The 14,202-nt window shown below is 63.8% G+C and carries 12 protein-coding genes; 5 read left to right on the plus strand and 7 right to left on the minus strand.

Going from position 1 to position 14,202, the window contains the following annotated elements; genetic code table 11:
• The first annotated feature begins 202 nt into the window (after positions 1 to 202).
• The 5 genes from dusB to FH041_RS14840 all read left to right on the plus strand — a co-directional run bounded on the left by dusB (position 203) and on the right by FH041_RS14840 (position 7,553).
• Complete coding sequence (gene dusB / locus FH041_RS14820) at positions 203 to 1,216, plus strand: tRNA dihydrouridine synthase DusB (protein WP_027915273.1); 1,014 nt, start codon at positions 203 to 205, stop codon at positions 1,214 to 1,216.
• Positions 1,213 to 1,533: a DNA-binding transcriptional regulator Fis gene (fis, locus tag FH041_RS14825; protein WP_023534526.1), complete on the plus strand. Its 321-nt coding sequence runs from the start codon at positions 1,213 to 1,215 to the stop codon at positions 1,531 to 1,533. Before dusB ends, fis begins: the two co-directional genes overlap by 4 nt.
• A gap of 81 nt (positions 1,534 to 1,614) precedes the next feature.
• On the plus strand, positions 1,615 to 3,222 hold the full coding sequence (gene purH, locus FH041_RS14830) for a bifunctional phosphoribosylaminoimidazolecarboxamide formyltransferase/IMP cyclohydrolase (protein ID WP_027915274.1): 1,608 nt from the start codon (positions 1,615 to 1,617) through the stop codon (positions 3,220 to 3,222).
• Between the two features lie 99 nt (positions 3,223 to 3,321).
• A complete protein-coding gene (purD, locus tag FH041_RS14835) occupies positions 3,322 to 4,611 on the plus strand; it encodes a phosphoribosylamine--glycine ligase (protein ID WP_027915275.1) in 1,290 nt (429 codons plus the stop codon).
• A 149-nt stretch (positions 4,612 to 4,760) separates the two neighbouring features.
• Complete coding sequence (locus FH041_RS14840) at positions 4,761 to 7,553, plus strand: hybrid sensor histidine kinase/response regulator (protein WP_042139369.1); 2,793 nt, start codon at positions 4,761 to 4,763, stop codon at positions 7,551 to 7,553.
• On the opposite strand, the gene FH041_RS14845 is transcribed toward FH041_RS14840, so the two are convergent.
• From FH041_RS14845 to cobG, 7 genes are all read right to left on the minus strand, one after another.
• Positions 7,550 to 8,206, minus strand: a complete 657-nt coding sequence (locus FH041_RS14845; protein WP_027915276.1) for a hypothetical protein — start codon at positions 8,204 to 8,206, stop codon at positions 7,550 to 7,552. The genes FH041_RS14840 and FH041_RS14845 overlap by 4 nt on opposite strands.
• The gene (locus FH041_RS14850) at positions 8,199 to 8,906 is read right to left on the minus strand and encodes a hypothetical protein (protein ID WP_134325434.1); all 708 of its coding nucleotides are present in this window, start codon (positions 8,904 to 8,906) and stop codon (positions 8,199 to 8,201) included. The genes FH041_RS14845 and FH041_RS14850 overlap by 8 nt, the downstream gene beginning before the upstream one ends.
• Before the next feature lie 34 nt (positions 8,907 to 8,940).
• On the minus strand, positions 8,941 to 9,624 hold the full coding sequence (locus FH041_RS14855; RefSeq protein WP_027915277.1) for a hypothetical protein: 684 nt from the start codon (positions 9,622 to 9,624) through the stop codon (positions 8,941 to 8,943).
• Between the two features lie 116 nt (positions 9,625 to 9,740).
• Positions 9,741 to 11,438 (minus strand): precorrin-3B C(17)-methyltransferase, encoded by a 1,698-nt coding sequence (cobJ, locus tag FH041_RS14860; RefSeq protein ID WP_027915278.1) that lies wholly within the window; start codon positions 11,436 to 11,438, stop codon positions 9,741 to 9,743.
• Positions 11,426 to 12,157: a precorrin-2 C(20)-methyltransferase gene (locus FH041_RS14865; RefSeq protein WP_104925741.1), complete on the minus strand. Its 732-nt coding sequence runs from the start codon at positions 12,155 to 12,157 to the stop codon at positions 11,426 to 11,428. Before FH041_RS14865 ends, cobJ begins: the two co-directional genes overlap by 13 nt.
• The gene (locus tag FH041_RS14870) at positions 12,157 to 12,783 is read right to left on the minus strand and encodes a precorrin-8X methylmutase (protein ID WP_027915280.1); all 627 of its coding nucleotides are present in this window, start codon (positions 12,781 to 12,783) and stop codon (positions 12,157 to 12,159) included. Before FH041_RS14870 ends, FH041_RS14865 begins: the two co-directional genes overlap by 1 nt.
• Positions 12,776 to 14,089, minus strand: coding sequence for a precorrin-3B synthase (gene cobG / locus FH041_RS14875; RefSeq protein ID WP_140174797.1), 1,314 nt, complete (start codon positions 14,087 to 14,089; stop codon positions 12,776 to 12,778). The genes FH041_RS14870 and cobG overlap by 8 nt, the downstream gene beginning before the upstream one ends.
• Positions 14,090 to 14,202: the final 113 nt, after the last annotated feature.

The following is a 14,202-nucleotide window of genomic DNA, read 5'->3' on the forward strand; positions in this document are numbered from 1 at the left end:
ACGGCCAACCCGGTACGCTGCCGCTGCGCCGGCCATGATGCCGCTTGTCCGGGGTCTGACGACCCGGAGCCCAGGGTGCAGGGGCGGCAACCCTCAGTTGTTCAGATTTTATCCAAATCCATCTTTATCCGGTCATCCAGAGCGGGTATCATGCCAACCCTTTTTCGAACCTCAAGATTCGGCCCCACAACAGGGAACACCTATGTCGGCGGTACGCATCGGCCCTTATACACTGCGCAATAACCTGATCCTCGCACCCATGGCTGGGGTCACGGACCAGCCGTTCCGAACACTTTGCCAGCGCATGGGCGCAGGCATGGTGGTGTCGGAAATGGTCTCCAGCGACCTGTCCCTGTGGAACAGCCGCAAGTCGAGCCTGCGCCGCATCCACGAAGGAGATCCCGAGCCGCGCTCGGTCCAGATCGCCGGGGGCGACGCACAGATGATGGCGGCGGCTGCACAGGCCAATGTCGCCGCGGGCGCCCAGATCATCGATATCAACATGGGCTGCCCGGCAAAAAAAGTCTGCAACAAGGCGGCAGGCTCTGCTTTATTGAGAGATGAAGCCTTGGTCAGCGACATTCTGCGGGCCGTCGTGGGCGCCGTGGATGTTCCGGTGACGCTGAAGATCCGCACCGGCTGGGACCGGGCCAACAAGAATGGCCTGAACGTGGCGAAAATAGCCGAACAGGCTGGCATCCAGGCGCTTGCGGTGCATGGCCGCACACGCGCCGACCTGTACACCGGTGAAGCCGAATACGACACCATCGCCGCTATCAAGCAAGCGGTGTCCATTCCGGTCTTCGCCAACGGCGACATTACCTCGCCGCAAAAGGCCAAGGCAGTGCTCGACGCCACGGGCGTCGATGGCCTGCTGATCGGCCGGGCCGCTCAAGGCCGGCCCTGGATCTTTCGCGAGATCGAGCATTACCTGCGCACTGGCGAGCAGTTGCCAGCGCCGCAGCTGGACGAGGTGGAACGCATCCTGCTGGAGCACCTGGCCGCCCTGCACGCCTTCTACGGCGATGTCATGGGTGTGCGGATCGCCCGCAAGCACGTGGGCTGGTACCTGGCGACACGACCCGGCGGCAAGGAGTTTCGCTCCCGGTTCAACGCTTTGGAAGACACACAAGCGCAGTGCGCCAACGTTCGCGCGTTTTTCAGTGAACGTCGACAGAGCCTTGAGACAGAGGACGGACAAGGGGTGGCCGCATGACGATGATGACCGAAACATTTGTGAGTGGAACAACGCCCGTGAGCGACAACGCCAACCTGAAACAGCACCTGAACACGCCGAGCGAAGAGGGCCAGACCCTTCGCGACAGCGTCGAGAAGGCGCTGCACAACTACTTCGCCCACCTCGAAGGCGCGACCGTCACGGACGTGTACAACCTGGTGCTCTCCGAAGTCGAGGCGCCGCTGCTTGAAAGCGTGATGAGCTATGTGAAGGGCAACCAGACCAAAGCCAGCGAGATGCTCGGCTTGAACCGAGGCACGCTGCGCAAGAAGCTCAAGCAATACGACTTGCTGTAAGCCAGAATCCCGATCGAAAAAGGCGCCTGTCTCAACACAGACGCCTTTTTTGCTGACTCCACCGCGTTATTGGAACCCGAAATGACCGACCAGACTACCCGCCTGCCAGTCCGCCGCGCCCTGATCAGCGTCTCCGACAAGACCGGTATCCTCGAATTTGCCCGTGAGCTGCAACAGCTCGGCGTCGAGATACTGTCCACCGGCGGCACCTACAAGCTGCTCAAGGACAACGGTGTCAACGCGGTGGAAGTGGCCGACTACACCGGCTTCGCCGAAATGATGGATGGCCGGGTCAAGACCCTGCACCCGATGATCCATGGCGGCATCCTCGGTCGCCGCGGCACCGACGACGCGATCATGAACGAGCACGGGATCAAGCCCATCGACCTGGTGGCGGTCAACCTGTACCCCTTCGAAGCCACGATCTCCAAGCCTGGCTGCGACCTGCCTACCGCCATCGAGAACATCGACATCGGCGGCCCGACCATGGTCCGCTCGGCTGCCAAGAACCACAAGGACGTGGCCATCGTGGTCAACGCCGGTGACTACGCCAGCGTCGTCGAGGGCCTGAAGGCCGGCGGCCTGACCTACGCCCAGCGCTTCGACCTGATGCTCAAGGCCTTCGAGCACACCGCAGCCTATGACGGCATGATCGCCAACTACATGGGCACCGTGGACCAGGCCAAGGAAACCCTGAGCACCGAAGCACGCGGCGACTTCCCGCGCACCTTCAACACCCAGTTCGTCAAGGCCCAGGAAATGCGCTACGGCGAGAACCCGCACCAGCGTGCGGCGTTCTACGTGGAAGCCAAGAAAGGCGAAGCCAGCATTTCCACTGCCGTGCAGCTGCAAGGCAAGGAGCTGTCCTTCAACAACGTGGCCGACACCGACGCGGCGCTCGAGTGCGTCAAGAGCTTCGTCAAGCCGGCCTGCGTCATCGTCAAGCATGCCAACCCGTGTGGCGTGGCCGTGGTGCCTGAAGACGAAGGCGGTATCCGCAAAGCCTACGACCTGGCCTACGCCACCGACACCGAATCGGCCTTCGGCGGCATCATTGCCTTCAACCGCGAATTGGACGGCGAAACCGCCAAGGCCATCGTCGAGCGCCAGTTCGTCGAGGTGATCATCGCACCGAAGATCTCCCAGGCTGCCCGCGATGTGGTTGCAGCCAAGCAGAACGTGCGCCTGCTCGAATGTGGCGAGTGGCCAGCTGAGCGGGCTGCCGGCTGGGACTTCAAGCGAGTCAACGGCGGGCTGCTGGTCCAGAGCCGTGACATCGGCATGATCACGGCCGATGACCTGAAGATCGTCACCCAGCGTGCACCGACCGAGCAAGAGATCCACGACCTGGTGTTCGCCTGGAAAGTGGCCAAGTTCGTCAAATCCAACGCCATCGTCTATGCCAAGCAGCGCCAGACCATCGGCGTGGGCGCGGGCCAGATGAGCCGGGTCAACTCCGCCCGTATCGCCGCCATCAAGGCCGAGCATGCCGGCTTGCAGGTGCAGGGTGCCGTCATGGCTTCGGACGCCTTCTTCCCGTTCCGTGACGGCATCGACAATGCGGCCAAGGTCGGCATCAGCGCGGTCATCCAGCCAGGTGGCTCGATGCGTGACGCCGAGGTGATCGCTGCCGCTGATGAAGCCGGTATCGCCATGGTGTTCACCGGCATGCGCCACTTCCGCCACTGATTCACGGCAATCGGCCGCACCCAGGCAGGCAACTGCCGCGGTGCGACCTGGCACAGCGAGAGGCAGGGCCTCTCGCTCGACAGATCTAGAGGTTTTGACATGAAAGTTTTGATCATCGGCAGCGGCGGCCGTGAGCACGCCCTGGCCTGGAAAGTCGCCCAGGACCCACGCGTCGAAAAAGTCTTCGTGGCCCCGGGCAACGCTGGCACCGCCATCGAGGCCAAGTGCGAGAACGTCGCGATCGACGTCTGCGCCCTGGAGCAACTGGCTGATTTTGCCGAGAAGAACGTCGACCTGACCATCGTCGGCCCGGAAGCGCCCCTGGTCATCGGTGTGGTCGACCTGTTCCGCAGCCGTGGCCTGGACTGCTTCGGCCCGACCCAGGGCGCTGCCCAGCTGGAAGGGTCCAAGGCGTTCACCAAGGATTTCCTGGCCCGCCACAAGATCCCGACGGCCGACTACCAGAACTTCACCGAAATCGAACCGGCCCTGGCGTACCTGCAGGAAAAAGGCGCGCCGATCGTCATCAAGGCCGATGGCCTGGCCGCTGGCAAGGGCGTGATCGTCGCCATGACCTTGGCAGAAGCCGAAGCCGCCGTGCGTGACATGCTCGCGGGCAATGCCTTTGGGGAAGCGGGTTCACGCGTGGTCATCGAGGAATTTCTCGATGGCGAGGAAGCCAGCTTCATCGTCATGGTCGACGGCCACAACGTGCTGCCCATGGCCACCAGCCAGGACCACAAGCGCGTCGGCAATCAGGACAGCGGCCCGAACACGGGCGGCATGGGTGCCTACTCCCCTGCCCCGGTAGTCACTGACGACGTGCACCAGCGGGTCATGGACCAGGTGATCTGGCCGACCGTGCGCGGCATGGCCGAGGAAGGCAATGTCTACACCGGGTTCCTGTATGCGGGCCTGATGATCGACAAGGCGGGCAACCCCAAGGTCATCGAATTCAACTGCCGCTTCGGCGACCCGGAAACCCAGCCGATCATGCTGCGCCTGGAATCGAGCCTGGTGCTGCTCATCGAAGCGGCCTTCGCCAAGGCCCTGGACAAGGTCGAAGCGCAGTGGGACCCACGCCCGAGCCTGGGCGTGGTGCTGGCCGCAGGCGGCTACCCGGGTGACTACGCCAAGGGCGCAGCCATTTCGGGCCTGGAGGCGGCTGCGAAGCTCGAAGGCAAGGTGTTCCATGCAGGCACTGCCTTGAAGGACGGTGACGTGGTGACCGCTGGGGGTCGCGTGCTGTGCGCCACCGCCCTGGGTGAAACCGTCGAGTCCGCCCAGCAGCAAGCCTATCGCCTGGCCGAGCAGATCACCTGGGACGGCAGCTTCTACCGTACCGATATCGGCTACCGGGCCATTGCCCGGGAACGTGCCGAGCAATAACCGCTTCACCGCTGTAATGTCGAGGCGCCCGGGCCCGTGCAGCCGGGCGCACGGCAACCGTCTTGTCGGCGTGCCCGCGGGCCTTGCCTTCAACTCGGCACGCCGCGCATAGTTAGCACCCCGCACATGGGCCAAGAAGGGATTTCGTAGTGCGCCGGCTCCGGATTGCCTCAGCGTTGATCGTCAGCTTGCTGACCCTGATCTGCATGCTCCCCGCGATGGCGGAACATGACAGTGGCTGGGCCCTGCTGCTCGACGAACAAGGCAACCTGCAACTGAGCGACGTGCGCTCGGACCGTTATCGCAACCAGTTCAGCCCGCTGGAGCTGGCAGAACTCGATGCAGCGCCCCCCGACCAGGCCCTGTGGCTGCATTATCGGCTAGAGCCTGGTGAGCAGGAACAATTGCTGCGCGTCTTCGCACCTGATCTGTCGGGTCTGGACCTGTATGCGCTGCAAGGCGACAAGCTGATACGCCACCTGCATCACGGCCGCCAAGCCGGCAGTGCCAACCCCACATTGCGCGGCAGCGACCACGTGCTGCCGTTGCCCAACAGCAAGCAAGGCCTGGATATCTACCTGCGCCTGGTATCGGAACACCAACTGCGCCCGGCCATCAGCCTGGAGCCTGCTGCGCGAGCCGCCGCCAACCAGACCCAGCCGTTGCTTTTCGGCATGCTGTTCGGTGGCCTGGTGATGCTGATCCTGCATAACCTGATTCGCTTCATCTACAGCCGCTCGAGCACTGCGCTGATCCTGGCGTTCTACCATGGCCTGATGTTGCTCAGTGGCCTGATCCTGCTGAACCTCAGCGGCCCATGGTGGCATGTGTGGTACAGCGCCCAGACGCCAGCGGCGTACCTTACGCTGGTACTGGCGGGGCTGGCTGGGCTGTATTTCACCCAGCACTTCTTCGCACCGCGCAACACGCCGCGCCTTAACCGGCTGTTGAGCGGCGAGATGCTGCTGGTGGGGGTGAGCGGGATCGTGCTGCTGTTCATCGATACCTTGCCGCTCAATCTCATGACCTATGCCTTGATGGCACTGGGCAGCGTCACGATGCTGGTGGTCAGCAGCTACCATTGGTACCGAGGTTACGCTCCGGCCCGTTTGTTCGGTCTGGCGATGATCATCTTCAACGTTGGCGGGCTGGTGCTGCTGCCTGCCCTGCTTGGGCTTACCCGCACCTCCACGCCTTGGTTGCTGTGCATTCTGTTGGGGCTGGCGGTGGCGAGCGGGCTGCTGTTGAACCTGGCGGTCAGCGACCGGCTTCGGCGTATCAACGAAGAGCGCTTCAGTGTCAGCCGCGCCTTGGCGGCCAGTGACGCCGAAATCAACGCCAAGGCCGAGTTTCTGGCCAAGATCAGCCACGAAATACGTACCCCCATGAATGGCGTGCTGGGCATGACCGAACTGCTGCTGGGCACGCCGTTATCGGTCAAGCAGCGCGATTACGTCCAGACCATTCACAGCGCGGGCAACGAGTTGCTCACATTGATCAACGAGATACTCGATATCTCCAAGCTCGAGTCCCGCCAGATCGAACTCGACGACGTCCAGTTCGACCTCAACGCGCTGATCGAAGACTGTTTGAACATCTTCAGGGCCAAGGCCGAGCAGCAGAACATCGAGCTGATCAGCTTCACCCAGCCCCAGGTGCCCCGCGTGGTCAGTGGCGACCCCACCCGCTTGCGTCAGGCGCTGTCGAGCCTGATGGAAAACGCACTGAAAAACACCGACCAGGGGGAAATTCTGCTTGTCGTTGCACTGGACCAGCGCGGCGAGGTGCCCCGCTTGCGCATCGCCGTACAGGACAGCGGCGATCCCTTGCCGGCAGCCGATCGCGAGGCGCTGTTGCAGGCAGAACTGCACAGCAGGCATTTCCTGTCCAGCAATCGGCTGGGCGGCCACTTGGGGCTGGTGATCGCCAAGCAGCTGATTGGCCTTATGCATGGGGAATTCGGCATCAAGAGCAGCACCGGCACCGGCAATACCTTGTGGCTGACCTTGCCGCTGGACCCAGCCTGCCTCGAGCAACCTCCGACCGACCTGGACGGACCGCTGCGCGACGCGCGGGTACTGGTGGTGGACGACAACGACACGTGCCGCAAGGTGCTGGTCCAACAGTGCAGCGCCTGGGGCATGAATGTCAGCGCAGTGCCTTCGGGCAAGGAGGCCCTGGCCCTATTGCGTACCAAGGCTCATCTTCGCGATTACTTCGACGCGGTGCTCCTGGACCAGAACATGCCCGGCATGACCGGCATGCAACTGGCCGCCAAGATCAAGGAAGACCCCAGCCTCAATCACGACATTCTGGTGGTCATGCTGACCGGTATCAGCAACGCGCCCAGCAAGATCATCGCGCGCAACGCCGGGATCAAGCGGATCTTGGCCAAACCGGTGGCTGGCTACACACTCAAGACCACCCTGGCCGAAGAACTGGCTCAACGCGGCCGCGAGCAGGCGCTGCCGGCGGCTGCACCCGGCCAGCCCCAGGCGCTCGACCTGCCCCCGCATTTCAGCGTGCTGGTCGCAGAGGACAACACCATTTCGACCAAGGTCATCCGCGGTATGCTCGGCAAGCTGAGCCTGCAGCCCGATACCGCGTCCAACGGCGAAGAAGCTCTTGAAGCGATGAAAGCCAAGCGCTATGACTTGGTGCTCATGGATTGCGAAATGCCGGTTCTGGATGGTTTCTCGGCAACCAGGCGCCTGCGCGAATGGGAAGCCGCCAACCAGCGCGCGCACACGCCCGTCGTTGCGCTGACCGCGCATATCCTTGCCGAGCACAAGGACCGCGCCAAGCAAGCCGGCATGGACGGCCACATGGCCAAGCCCGTCGAATTGTCGCAACTGCGAGAGTTGATTCAATACTGGGCCAGCCAGCAGCCGGCCAATGCCGATCAGGGCCTGGGTCCGGACGGCAGCTCGCCGCGCAACTAGAGCACCAAATCCCTGATGACGCGCTCGGCCGTTCGCGCAACACTGGCCTCTGCCCTGCGCCGATAATCCTCACGAAACCCTTGCAGATTGAAATGGATCACTTCCAGTCGCAGGTCTCTCACACTGATTCCGTTGCTCGCGCCCTTGAACAGGAAGTCGCTGGCGCTTTTTTCCATCGAGACATCCATGTGCAGCAGCACCATGTCGATGAAGCCATTGGACTGCTGGGCGCAGGGCAACAACTGCACACGCGCTTGAGTGCCCACGATCGAATGGCTGCTGAACAGTTTCAGAGCCTTGTCATCACGACGTAAGGCCTCCAGCGCCTGGTTGGCCGCTTCGCCCAGCCGGGCAGAGCCCGCTTGGCTGATGTGCTCGATTGCCTGCGCAGCGAGGCTGCCCCGGTCAGGCCCCGGCCGCCGCCCTGCTGGCGCCAGCTTGCCATCGAAGCCCAGGGCAGCGAGGTTGCGCCAGTAATTCCTGAACCAGTCAGGTTCGAGACCGTCTTTCAAATCCCCCCATGCCACCTGCTGAGCAAAAGCGTTGGCCAGCAGTATGTCTGAACGTGCTTGCGGGCATACGCCTGGCAAAAAGACCAGCACACTGCTGTGTACCAGCTGGCCGGCGATCGATGATGCGTCGGTGTTAGTCATGGTTCGGCTCCTGCACGCTGATTTCGCTGCGATGAAGGGCGAGCTTGGCCTGAAGTTTTTTTGCAAGCCCCGGCCCGATGAGGTTCATACGCCTGGAATCGATCAAATACTGCCCTTGGAACTGCCAGCAGGCCGGCACCGCCGGAGGGTCGAACGATTGCCAGAGCCAGTCAGTATCAAGCGGCGCTCGACTTCCAAGGTTCAATTGAGTGCTGATGATGGAATAGTCAGGCAGCACCAGCCGAACCTCGGCATGCGCGTGGTTCAGGCAGGTGTCGCCAAGGGGTTCGCCAAGGTCACAGCGCCCCCCTATCCGGTTATCACATGTTTCACTGCTTGCGCAGGCTTCCAGACACTGCGCGACAGCTTCGCGAAGGTGGTGAGGCGTAGCCTGGAGAAGGCTGTCGCAAAGCATGGTCCAAGGCCTGAAAGCGGCAACCGGCACCATGGGTGTCGTTTGCGACCGTAGCGTGGCTAGCGTGCAGCCGAAACCGCTCTGCACACGTATGTATTCCTTGAGCCAGCTGTCCCCATCAACCCCTGAGACCCCGCCATTGCACGCGGCGAGGTAGGCCGCCAGCTGGATATTGAGCATGTCGAGCCTGCAGGACTCGCTGATGGTCTTGTCGACGAGCACCAGGCTGTTGCCATTGCGCCACACGCTGTAGTTATTTGACATTGATGCACCCTCCAGGCTCACCGAAGCCAAGGCTCCGGTGAGCCATACCGACAGGTTAGATTTCGAGGGCCAGCAACACTTCCAGGGCGTTGTCGTCGAGCTTGGTTTCAACAACGGCGCGTACTTTCTCGTACTGGCGCTGATCAAGGTTCAGCACGGCACCGCAGGCATAGTTGGTGGTGCCGCTGCTCTCCCATTTGGCCAACAGGTAGTTGGCTTTCTTGTCAGGCTTGGCATCGGTCTGGACTGCGCTCACCATCATGGCGACTTGGCCAGCACCGGTCTGCTCACACTTGTTCAGGCTCAGGCTGTTGCGGTCATCCTCCACGGACTTGCGGTCCAGCAGTTCGACATTCTTGGTGCTGGCAGCCAGTGCGGAAACGACGGTCTTGCCCAACCCTTCCAGCGCCGAGGCCACGTCACCAGTAAAGGCGCCATAGGCAGCTTGCAGCCCCTTGCCAACCAGGTTGCTGATTTCCAGGTGCCTGTCGCTCTGGGTAATGCGCTGAACATCAACGCGCGTGGGTGTCCAGCCCATCTTCGACATCAGGAACACGTACTGGTTGAACCAGGCCTGGGTTTCCTGGATCGGGTGGTGCTGCTTGTTGGCGCCTTGGGTAGCCAGGGCGTGGCAGGCCTTGGCCGCAGTACGGTTGGCCTCGCTCATGGTGTCGGGGAACACGAACAGGTTCATGTCAGGCAAAACTTGCAGTTCAAGGTTTTCTTTGTTGGTGGTCATGTCAAAGGCTCCAGTTAGGTCCGGTCGAAACCAGGTGGCTTCGGCCTTGAACCTAACCGCTCGACGCTGCTCATCCTGCGCCGAAACGCTTCCCCCTCGGATCGAGCTACCGTGCTTCAGGGCTTGGCGCCATACCACCGCGGCGTGTAGACCCACTGCCCACCATTTGGGCGTTCGAACGTGCACGTGGTCGATGAGCCCACCAGCACCATGGTGCGCATATCGACCATTTCTGGCACCAGTTGGGCCAAAGAGACGACGCGCAACGTCTGCCCCGGCCTACCAATGTCACGGCCAAGGACTACAGGTGTATCAGCACCACGGTGCCGGCGTACGACGTCCAGCGCGGTCCCAAGTTGGTGCGGCCGTGCTTTGGAAATCGGGTTGTAGAAGGCCAGCACCAGATCGGCCTGGGCAGCGAGGTCCAGGCGTTTCTCGATGATCGACCAGGGCTTGAGATTGTCCGACAGCGACATCACGCAGAAGTCATGCCCCAGCGGCGCGCCAGCCTGTGCAGCCGTTGCCAAGGAGGCCGATACACCAGGCAGTATCTCCAGGTCGACAGCGTGCCAGGCAGCGTCCGTGGACGCGTGCAACGCCTCGAGCACCGCAGCGGCCATGGCGAATACGCCTGGGTCCCCCGATGACACCACCACCACCGAACGGCCACGCGCGGCCAGTTCGAATGCGTGCCGGGCGCGCTGCATCTCCTCACGGTTGTCGGTGCAGTGCAGCACCTGATCGTCCCGGAACGGCCCTGCCATTCGTACATAGGTTTCGTAGCCCAGCACATCCTCGGCCCGGGCCAGCTCAGCCTTGACCGCTGGCACCATCAGCTCCGCTGCGCCTGGCCCCAGACCGATGACCGCCAGCCGCCCGCGGCGACGGCCAACCTGAGCCACTTCGATCGGCGCAGGTGCCACGGCGATGACCACCTCACCCTGGCACTGCAACCGCGCATCGGGCAGTGCAGCGCCCACCATGCCAGCCACATCGTCGGGCCTAGCGGCAAAGCGCAATTCGACACCCAGCGCCTGCGCGGCAGCCTGCAACCGGGTGTCCGCCATGGCCCGCTCATCGGCCAGCACGCAGGCCAGTGACGCCTGCGCAATACCGGCCTGCTGCAGCGCGTCACGAATCATCTGCAGATCGCCGCTTGCGACACCGACCACGACGGAGCGGGGATGAATCAACAGCTCGTCTCGGCTGGCGGGACGCGCCAGATGGCCTACATGGATGGTGCGCTGCGCGGCATCACTGGCAGGCAACTGTGCCTGCGCCAGCCACGGCGCCTGACCCTCGATGCGAACCGGCTCCCCGGCCAGCAGGTCGGAAACGAAGCGCTTGCCTTGTTCCAGGTCCGCCAAGGCGTAACCCTGGGGCGGGTTGAGCAGGCACGTACCAAAGCGCAACTCGCCGCTGGTGGTGATGGCCGCTGACACACCCAGCGCCGAGGCCATGTCCCGTGCCATCTGGTTGACGCCACTGAGGCCACCGAGCAGGGGCACCACGGCGCTGCCGTCTTCTGCCACGGCCAGCACCGGCGGCTCGCTGCCCTTCTCCCCCAACAGGCTGGCCAGGCTGCGGATCACGATACCCGCAGCGCACAAGGCGATGATTGGCGTACCGCGCTGGTAAAGGCTGCGCAGCAGATCGCCAAAGGCGTTGTAATCCTGGTCTGCACCCTGAACGCGCCCTTGCAGGCCGTGAATCGTGGCCTGGGCGTAGACCTGCTGAAGGCAACGGGCAGTGGCCAGGCTGCCCTGTCCCAGGATGACGATGGCCGGTGCTACCTGCGTGTTCAGCCCTGCCATTTTTCCCCCGGCACGATGATCAGCGAAAAATACGGCGAGGACTGTGGGTCAACCTGGTCCAGCGGTACGATTTTCTGGTTGGCCATGGTGGCGCGTTCCACATACAGCGCACGCGCGTGCAGGCCCAGCTCACCGAGCACCTGCCGCACCTTGGGGAAATTGCGCCCCAGTTTCATGATGACGGCCGCATCGGCGTCGGCCAGGCGGCGCTTGAGTTCTTCGGCCGGCAAGACGCCAGAGAGCACCGACAGGCTCTGGTTGCGATAGACCAGCGGTGCACCCAGCACCGAGGCTCCACCGAGCATGGAGCACACGCCAGGAATCACCTGCGCTTCATAGCGCTGTGCCAGGCGGTCGTGCAGGTACATGTAGGAGCCATAGAAGAACGGGTCACCCTCGCAGATCACCGCCACATCACGCCCTGCGTCCAGGTGTTCGGCCACCTGTACGCTGGCTTCGTCATAGAAATCGCTGATCACCTGCTCGTAGGACAGGGGGGCGGGCAAGGCTTCGGTGGTCACCGGATAGACCAGCGGCAGCAGCGTCTGCTCGGGTTGCAGGTGCGCTTCGATGATGCCGAATGCGTTGCCGCGCTTGCCCTTGGCGACGAAGTAGCCGACCACGGGCGACTCGCGCAGCAGGCGCAGGGCTTTGAGCGTGATCAGTTCAGGGTCACCCGGCCCTACGCCAAGGCCGATCAGGCGTCCACGCGGGGCCATCACTCCACCTCCGTGGCCAGGGCATTCACGGCCGCGGCGGCCATGGCACTACCGCCCAGCCGCCCCTGCATGATCACGAAGGGCACGCCACGGCTGTCGGCCGCCAGCATGGCCTTGGATTCGGCAGCGCCAACGAAGCCGACGGGAAACCCCAGGATGAGCGCTGGACGCGGCGCGCCGGCATCGAGCATTTCCAACAGGTAGAACAACGCCGTCGGCGCGTTGCCGATCACCACCACGCTGCCTTCAAGGTGTGGGCGCCACAGCTCCAGGGCAACGGCGGAGCGGGTGTTGCCAGCGGCCTTGGCAAGGTCTGGTACGCTCGGGTCGCGCAAGGTGCAGATCACCGGGTTGTTCGCCGGCAGTCGTGCCCGGGTGATGCCCTCGGCGACCATGTGCGCATCGCACAGGATCGGTGCGCCACGTAGCAAGGCCTGGCGGCCCGCCTGGCCGGCGCCTTCGGAGAATTGCAGGCCATCGATCGCATCGACCATGCCGCAGGCATGGATCACGCGCACCGCAAGCTTTTCGAGGTCTGCGGGAATCCGCTCAAGTCGGGCTTCCTCACGAATGATCCGGAAGGAATTGCGATAGATCTCCTGACCATCGCGGATGTAGTCAATCATCAAGGTGCTCCGTCGGCAGGTCGAGCATGGCGCCTGCTTCATTCAAGGTAATGTCAGTGGCGCGCAGGGCGCCGAACCCCGGCAGGCGGGGATCACGCTGGTAAAGATCGTAGCGCCCGGGCGCGCGGGCCAGCAGCGTGGCCGGGGCGGTATGGGCCAGGGCACAGGACCGGGGGCAGCCAGTGAGATGCACGCTGGCAGGCGCCCCGGGGCCCAATAATGCGGCCAATGCCGCGGCGTCGGCCTTCGTCTCGCTCAAGGCCTTGGCACAGCCGCTGGCGCCGGTGCAGGCGCTGATGCGCACCAGGGGCTCGGCCGCGTGGCAGAGCAGCCCGACCGTCATCAGGCTGCGCTGCGCCTGGTCGAGGCCGCCGGGCGCCAGGTTGGGCAGCACCAGGCTCTGCCAGGGGGTCAAGCGCAGGCTGCTGTCGCCCTGTTCACGCGCGACACGCGCCGCCTCACGCAGCATGGCCGGGGTGAGCCGCCCCAGTGGCGGTGCCACGCCCAGCGCAACCCCACGCCGCTGAGGCAGTGCCCCCAGCCACGTCACCGGGCGAACCGGTCGGCGCCAGCCCAGCACGGCGGGGTCTTGGCGCAACGCCACGCCAAGCCCACCGATGAAATCGGCTGCCGTGCAGGCCTGCAGCACATGCCGCATGCGCGACTGGGTTGGGGTGGCCAGGTCCAGAAAACGTTCGAGCACGGCGCGCACCAGGGTCAGGCCTTGGCTGAACGGCACCGCACCCAGTACGTCACCCTCACCAAGGCTGCCGGCCAGGCCGAATGCGAGCCAGGGCCGCTGCTCAAGCTCAAGCACCGAAAGCCACAGGTCGTGCGGGTGATCGAGCATGGCCAGGCGTTCACCAGCATCGAGCTGAAGGGCGAACTTGGCCGACAACGCGTGAAAGCGTGGCGTGCCCTCGAGCAGGTCGAGGATCTGCCCTGCCAGCGGCCTGACGTCCAGCCCCCCCGCTGGGTCAAGCCCGGCCAGGGGGCTGAGCATCAGGTTGCGAACATCGTCGCCGGCCGCTTCACGCGGGCCCAGCCCAGCGGCGAGCAGCGCCGCTACCAAGCCCGGGTGATCAGGCCCCACGCCACGGATCTGCAGGTTGCCCCGGTTGGTGGCCTCGATCACACCGCCTGCGAAGCGCTCGGCGGCGCTGGCGACGGCCTCGGCCTGCTGGGCCAGCAACACCCCGCCCGGCAGCTTGATCCGGCAGATGCCGCCATCCAGGGCGCTGACGATACGCCACAACCCCGGGCAAGCCGAGGGGCGAGGCGAACTGTAGGAAGCGTGAGGTGGCATCGCTGAGGTGTCCGGCAATCCGTGAAACTGCGCTTGAGTGGAGAAGGCGCGGTATTATGCCTGCTTTGGCCGCCCGCATGAAAAGCCGGTGGTCGAGCATCTTTCGGGTAAAG

The sequence above is a fragment of the Pseudomonas sp. SWI7 genome (genome assembly GCF_006351945.1).
GTDB lineage: Bacteria > Pseudomonadota > Gammaproteobacteria > Pseudomonadales > Pseudomonadaceae > Aquipseudomonas > Aquipseudomonas fulva.

What these genes read in the sequence shown, in the direction of transcription:
- FH041_RS14870 (WP_027915280.1), bottom strand. Translation starts at nt 12,783, where the DNA reads ATGATTGACTACATCCGCGATGGTCAGGAGATCTATCGCAATTCCTTC.
- purH (WP_027915274.1), top strand. Translation starts at nt 1,615, where the DNA reads ATGACCGACCAGACTACCCGCCTGCCAGTCCGCCGCGCCCTGATCAGC.
- fis (WP_023534526.1), top strand. Translation starts at nt 1,213, where the DNA reads ATGACGATGATGACCGAAACATTTGTGAGTGGAACAACGCCCGTGAGC.
- cobJ (WP_027915278.1), bottom strand. Translation starts at nt 11,438, where the DNA reads ATGGCAGGGCTGAACACGCAGGTAGCACCGGCCATCGTCATCCTGGGA.
- FH041_RS14855 (WP_027915277.1), bottom strand. Translation starts at nt 9,624, where the DNA reads ATGACCACCAACAAAGAAAACCTTGAACTGCAAGTTTTGCCTGACATG.
- cobG (WP_140174797.1), bottom strand. Translation starts at nt 14,089, where the DNA reads ATGCCACCTCACGCTTCCTACAGTTCGCCTCGCCCCTCGGCTTGCCCG.
- purD (WP_027915275.1), top strand. Translation starts at nt 3,322, where the DNA reads ATGAAAGTTTTGATCATCGGCAGCGGCGGCCGTGAGCACGCCCTGGCC.
- dusB (WP_027915273.1), top strand. Translation starts at nt 203, where the DNA reads ATGTCGGCGGTACGCATCGGCCCTTATACACTGCGCAATAACCTGATC.
- FH041_RS14845 (WP_027915276.1), bottom strand. Translation starts at nt 8,206, where the DNA reads ATGACTAACACCGACGCATCATCGATCGCCGGCCAGCTGGTACACAGC.
- FH041_RS14865 (WP_104925741.1), bottom strand. Translation starts at nt 12,157, where the DNA reads ATGGCCCCGCGTGGACGCCTGATCGGCCTTGGCGTAGGGCCGGGTGAC.